The 5,704-nt window shown below is 64.5% G+C and carries 5 protein-coding genes and 1 tRNA gene; 1 reads left to right on the top strand and 5 read right to left on the bottom strand.

All coding sequences use genetic code 11. The annotated features are described in order from the left end of the window. Window positions 1-58: 58 nt before the first annotated feature. Both HMPREF3088_RS09550 and HMPREF3088_RS09545 read right to left on the bottom strand, forming a co-directional pair. A tRNA-Lys gene (locus HMPREF3088_RS09550) sits at window positions 59-131 on the bottom strand. 127 nt (window positions 132-258) lie between these two features. Then, window positions 259-1,764: an acetyl-CoA hydrolase/transferase family protein gene (locus tag HMPREF3088_RS09545; protein WP_070759757.1), complete on the bottom strand. Its 1,506-nt coding sequence runs from the start codon at window positions 1,762-1,764 to the stop codon at window positions 259-261. A gap of 234 nt (window positions 1,765-1,998) precedes the next feature. Between HMPREF3088_RS09545 and dusB the strand changes: the two genes are divergently transcribed. Further along, complete coding sequence (gene dusB, locus HMPREF3088_RS09540; protein ID WP_070759756.1) at window positions 1,999-3,177, top strand: tRNA dihydrouridine synthase DusB; 1,179 nt, start codon at window positions 1,999-2,001, stop codon at window positions 3,175-3,177. Between the two features lie 74 nt (window positions 3,178-3,251). Here dusB and HMPREF3088_RS09535 read toward each other — a convergent pair whose 3' ends face one another. From HMPREF3088_RS09535 to mshD, 3 genes are all read right to left on the bottom strand, one after another. Beyond that, window positions 3,252-3,809 carry a gluconokinase gene (locus HMPREF3088_RS09535; protein ID WP_012360843.1) on the bottom strand — a complete coding sequence of 186 codons (558 nt, stop codon included), beginning with the start codon at window positions 3,807-3,809 and terminating at the stop codon, window positions 3,252-3,254. A gap of 58 nt (window positions 3,810-3,867) precedes the next feature. Then, window positions 3,868-5,019: a phosphate ABC transporter substrate-binding protein PstS gene (gene pstS, locus HMPREF3088_RS09530; RefSeq protein WP_070759755.1), complete on the bottom strand. Its 1,152-nt coding sequence runs from the start codon at window positions 5,017-5,019 to the stop codon at window positions 3,868-3,870. Window positions 5,020-5,071: 52 nt separating this feature from the next. Further along, the coding region (mshD, locus tag HMPREF3088_RS10790; protein WP_246818152.1) for a mycothiol synthase at window positions 5,072-5,704 on the bottom strand (633 nt) is incomplete at its 5' end.

The raw sequence follows: 5,704 nt of genomic DNA, 5'->3' as shown, positions 1-5,704 counted from the left end.
GATTTCTCAGTCCAACTAATGGGGAGCAGTTCAGCGCCAACCGGGGGATTACAAAAAGTGGGCCCTGTGGGGCTCGAACCCACGACCTACGGATTAAAAGTCCGGAGCTCTACCAACTGAGCTAAAGGCCCACGCGCACAATCGCACGCACACAAGCCACGCTTGCGGAACACAGCTTACCCCATGGCGAGGCACCAAAAACAAATAACCCGCCCCGGTGGAAACCGGGGCGGGTTAGGTGCGTGAGGAGGCTAAAGACTAGCCCTTCATGCTGCCCTTCTCCGCCAGGTTGATGTGGAAATCAAACGCGGTGGACAGGTCGTGCGGGGTCTGCAGGCCAGTGCCCTTGGACTTCGCGCGCTCGTAGTACTCCTCCAGCAGCGGCTGGTAATCCGGGTGAGCGATCTCGATCATCTTCTTCACACGGTCGCGCGGCGCCAGGCCACGCAGGTCGGCGTAGCCACGCTCGGTGATGATGACCATGGCGTCGTGCTCGGTGTGGTCGATGTGGGACGCGAAAGGAACGATCGTGGAGATCGCGCCATCCTTGGCGATCGTGCCGGAGATGAAGGTCGACAGGAAGGCGTTACGGGTGAAGTCACCGGAACCGCCGATGCCGTTCATGATGCGGGAGCCGGAGACGTTCGTGGAGTTCACGTTGCCGTAGATATCCGCCTCGATCATGCCGTTGGAGGAAATCAGGCCCGTGCGGCGCACAACCTCTGGGTGGTTAGAGATCTGCTGCGGACGCAGGATGATGGACTCGCGGTACTTCTTGGCCTCCGCGTTCATCTTCTCCGCGTACTCCGGGGAGAGCGCGAAGGAGGTTGCGGAAGCAACGGTCATCTTGCCCGCGTCGATCAGGTCGAGCATGCCGTCCTGAATGACCTCGGTGTAGGCCTGGATGTTCTCGAACTTGGAGTCCAGCAGGCCCGCCATCACGGCGTTCGGGACGTTACCCACGCCGGACTGCATGATGTAGCCGTCGTAGGTCAGGCGGCCGGCCTTCACCTCACCCTCGAGCAGGTCGAGGAAGTGGCCAGCGATCTGCTTGGAGGTGTCGTCCACCGGCTTGAACGGAGCGTTGCGGTCCGGTGCGTTGGTCTTGACGACCGCGACCACCTTGGAGGACTCGATCGGGATGTAGGTGGTGCCGATGCGGTCACCCGGCTTGTTGATCGGGATCGGGGTGCGGTTCGGCAGCTTCGGCATCGTCCAGATGTCGTGCATGCCCTCGAGGTCCTCGGACTGCCACTCATTGATCTCGATGATGACGCGGTCCGCGGCGTTGATGTACTCAACGTTGTTACCCACCGCGGAGGACGGCACGATGTTACCCTCCTCGGTGATGCGCACGGCCTCGATGATCGCGACATCAAACTTGCCGAAGAAGCCCTGCTCCACCTGCAAACCCATGTGGGAGAGGTGGATGTCCTGGTACTTCATCTCGCCGGCGTTGATGGCCTTGCGCATGATCGGGTCGGAAGCATAAGGCGCGCGGTAGTTGACGGCCTCTGCCTCGGCGAGCACACCATCACAGTCCGGGGCCGTGGACGCACCGGTGAAGACGTCGATCTTGAAGTCCTCGCCGCGGGAGTGGGCGTCCTTCGCCTTGTTGGCAATGGCGGTTGGGAGGGCCTTCGGGTAGCCGGCACCAGTGAAGCCGGACATGCCGACCTTGTCGCCATTATTGACGAACTGTGCCGCCTCCTCGGCGCCCATCACCTTGGACTTGAGCTGCTCATGGGCAATGCGATCTGTCATTTATTCCTCCTGTGGCGTTCAGCCCACAGCGACCGACAACGGTTTGTTTTGCTGAGTGGGCAAAAACTCTTGGCCTATAGGCGCCATGCTACATAAATCGATTCTGAAGTGTGATCTATACACTTTTGCATAGCTAACTACCCCCTTTTTCGGTTCCCCAACACCAGCGCGCTGCCCCTGCCAGTGCATCACCATCCAAACTGCACTTTGCTGCAGCCCGCCCCACCTGGGAACATGGTCACCGTGACTAGCAGCATCGAAACCAAGCAGCAGGGTCTCAGCATCGGACCGCTGAACCTCGACAGCCCGGTCGTCCTCGCCCCCATGGCGGGCGTGACGAACGTGGCCTTCCGCACCCTCTGCCGCGAACAGGAACGGGAGCGAATGGGCTCCGTCGCGGGCCTCTACGTCTGCGAGATGGTGACCGCCCGCGCGCTCGTGGAACGCAACCCCAAGACGCTCCACATGACCACCTTCGCGCCGGACGAGGACCCCCGCAGCCTGCAGCTGTACACCACCGACCCGAAGTACACCTACGAAGCAGCCAAGATGATCGTCGACGAGAACATGGCTGACCACATTGACATGAACTTCGGCTGCCCCATGCCCAAGGTCACCCGGCGCGGCGGTGGCGCGGCCCTGCCCTACAAGCGGCGACTCTTCGGCAACATCGTCGCCGCCGCAGTCAAGGCCACGGAGGGAACGGACATCCCCGTCACCGTGAAGATGCGCATCGGCATCGACGACGAGCACCGCACCCACCTCGACGCCGGACGCATCGCCGCCGACGAGGGCGCCGTCGCCGTCGCCCTCCACGGACGCACCGCCGCACAGCGTTATGCCGGCGACGCCGACTGGAGCGAAATCGCCCGTCTCGTGGACCACATGGACGGCCGGGTCCCGGTGCTGGGCAACGGCGATATCTTCAAGGCCACCGACGCCCGCGCCATGATGGATCAGACCGGCTGCGACGGCGTGGTCGTGGGCCGTGGCTGCCTGGGTCGGCCGTGGCTCTTTGCCGAGCTCTCCGCCGAGCTGCGCGGCCTGCCGGTGCCCGCTGAGCCACCCCTGGGCGAGGTGGCGCGCATCATCATGCGGCACGCTGAGCTCCTCGCGGAGCACGACGGCGCGGATCGCGCCTGCCGCGACCTGCGCAAGCATATGACCTGGTACATGCGCGGCTTCCCGGCTGGCGGCGAGCTGCGTCGCAGCCTCTCGAAGGTCAGCTCCCTGGCCGAGCTGCGCGAGGTACTCGACCCCATCTGGGACTCGGAGGCTCTCGCCAACGACGCCGACGGCGCGCGCGGCCGCCAGGGTTCCCCCGCGAAGGTGCAGCTGCCCGATGGCTGGCTCGACGATCCCGAAGACGAGACCGTGCCGGTGGGTGCCGATATCGAAAACAGCGGCGGCTAGCCCACCAGCCGTTGAATCAGCAGCATAAAGCGGGGCCCTCGTCGATACGAGGGCCCCGCTTCGTTCTTGCTTCCTTAAGACTCGCTGCCGTAGGCGGTCTCCGCGAACTTCGCGGACGCCAGGGCATCGTCCACGAGGTCTTCCGGCTTACGGGTCACGTCCAGCTGGATCCCCAGCTCGTCGGAGTGGAGGCGCTCCAACAGCTCCAGCTGCGCCACCAGGAGCTCCTGCGGCATATCGCGGCCGATGCGGTGGCTCATGCGCTCCGAGAGCACATCGAAGGTGCCGTAGAGGTGCACGAAGAACGTGATGCCCTCGGCCTCGTTCAGCACCTCGCGGTGGGCCCTGGTCAGGGCCGGGCAAGCAACCACGGTGGACTCCCCGGCGCGGCCGTGCTCGCTCATCCAGTCGCGCACGCTCTCCAGCCAGTTGACGTACTTCGCCTTGCTGGGGACCTCACCGCGGTCCAGAATGGCGAGGTTTTCCGCCGGGTGGAGATCATCGGCCTCCAGCACGGGCCGACCCGTGCGCTCCCCGATGATCCGGGCCAGAGTGGTTTTACCGGAACCACTGACCCCCATGATCACGAGGTGAATGGGGTTTTGTGGCTTGTCCTGGGTGGGCTGCGTCATAACCTCAATTATGCCTTAGAACGGCCCAACTCACCCACGGAACCCGCGAGCCGAATCCCTAGGCCCCGATCGCGCCGACTGCCTCTTCCACCTTGGTCTTCATCTCACCGGTCAGCGGGACGTAGCCCTCATCCGCGTAGTCGCCCTGCTGGTTGGCCAGCATCGTGTACAGCACGTTTTTCACCTTGTCGCGGGTCTCCTCCCCATAGCCCTTGGAGCAGACGACCTCGTAGGTGGTCAGCGCCAGCGGGTAGGTGCCCTCCGCAGCATCGGCGAACAGGGAGTCGGCGTCCACGATCATGTTCTTGCCCTTGCCCTGGTACTTCACTCCCTTGAGTGCCTCGGTGACGCTCTTCGAGGACGGTTCCACCGGGCCAAAGCCGAAGTCGACCTTCGCGGCCTTCAGCTGCGGGGTCGGCTTGGTGAACGGCGTGGCCGTGTAGGTGATAGAACCGTTTTCCGAGGCAGCCTGGTCGGCCACCCCAGCCGAGCCGTTCGCGCCCAGGCCCACGCCGGTTGGGAAGGACGGCCCCTGCGGCTTCCAGGCCCCATCGGTTGCCGCTGCGAGGAAGCGCTGGAAGATCTCGGAGGTGCCGGACTGGTCGCCGCGGTACACCACCTTGATCGGGGTCTTCGGCAGCTTCACTCCCTCGTTAGCCTTCGCGATCCGGGGGTCATCCCAGTGCGTGACGTTGCCTGCGAAGATGCTCGCCACGACTCGCGCGGGCAGGTTGATCTCCTGGTCCACGCCATCCAGCCGGTAGGCCACTGCCACGGGGCTCAGCACCATCGGGATGTGCCAGGCGGTGTTGCCTTCACAGCGCTGCTGCGCATCCTTCGTCGCGCGCTCGCTCAGTGGCACGTCGGTGCTCGCAAAATCCGCCTGCTTGCCAACAAAGGCCGCCTTCCCCTTGGCCGAGCCCGTGGCCTGGTATTCCAGCTCAATCCCGTCAGGGTGCAGCGCTGGTCCCACCGTGTCCTCGATGAACATTTTTTGGGACGTCGCCCCCGCGCCACGCACCGTGCCCGAGACGTCCGCCATCGGGTACGGATTTTCTACCGCGGCGGTGGTGGAGTCACCGGACTCCGTCTGCGGGGCGTCACTACCGGAGCAGGCGGTCAAGGCGAGCCCACCGGCCAGCAGGGTGGCCAACGCGGCCGTGGTGCGTCGCGAACCCGGTGCGGCGATCAATGGCTTGTTCTTCAACATCTTCGAGGCAGCCTTTCACTGAGAATCCGCAACATAACTGCGGGGCTGGGAATTAATTTAATTCTCCACGATAAACCACATCGGTGTGGACGATCCCGAAGCCCAGGCCCTCGTAGGTCGCTACCGCCGGGCCGTTATCGCCCTCGACGTAGAGTTCGACGGTTCCCACGCCTCGCTTCATCAGCTCGCCGATGCCGAGCATCGTGATCGCGGGTCCCAGCCCCTTGCCCCGGGCTTCGTCGGCGAGGCAGACCACATAGACCTCCCCAGCGCGCTCGCCCTCAGGCTCCTCCTGCTCCTCGGTGGGGATTTTCGTCCAGTGGAAGCCGGCACACCGCGGCCCGGCGGCGTCCTCGTCTTCTCCGCAGGACCAGACCATCAGCACGCCGTTGGGGTCGAACCACGCTGTGTCACGGGCGCTGCGCAGCTGATCGATATCCCAGCCGCCTTGCTCCGGGTGCCAGGCGAAGGCCTCGTTGTTCACGCGGACCCATTCCTCGTCCACGAGCTCCTCTCCGAAGCGCTCGACGGCCTCGGGGTAGGTCAGCACCGTCAGCCCCTGGGATTCGACCTTCGAGGCGGCATCATTTGCCCCGGCGCGGAACTGCTCGCCGCGGTCGCTGCCTGGGGAGGCGTCGACCGCCATCTTGTGCAGCTCACGGGTGCGGCGGGCATTCGCTGCCTC

This window comes from Corynebacterium sp. HMSC22B11 (assembly GCF_001815965.1).
Lineage (GTDB): Bacteria > Actinomycetota > Actinomycetes > Mycobacteriales > Mycobacteriaceae > Corynebacterium.
Note: the sequence above shows the minus strand (reverse complement) of the source record. Positions and strands in the feature narration are given on the sequence as shown.

Bases quoted from the DNA above. Each gene is read 5' to 3' on its own strand.
- HMPREF3088_RS09545 (WP_070759757.1), bottom strand. From the start codon at position 1,764: ATGACAGATCGCATTGCCCATGAGCAGCTCAAGTCCAAGGTGATGGGC.
- dusB (WP_070759756.1), top strand. From the start codon at position 1,999: ATGGTCACCGTGACTAGCAGCATCGAAACCAAGCAGCAGGGTCTCAGC.
- HMPREF3088_RS09535 (WP_012360843.1), bottom strand. From the start codon at position 3,809: ATGACGCAGCCCACCCAGGACAAGCCACAAAACCCCATTCACCTCGTG.
- pstS (WP_070759755.1), bottom strand. From the start codon at position 5,019: ATGTTGAAGAACAAGCCATTGATCGCCGCACCGGGTTCGCGACGCACC.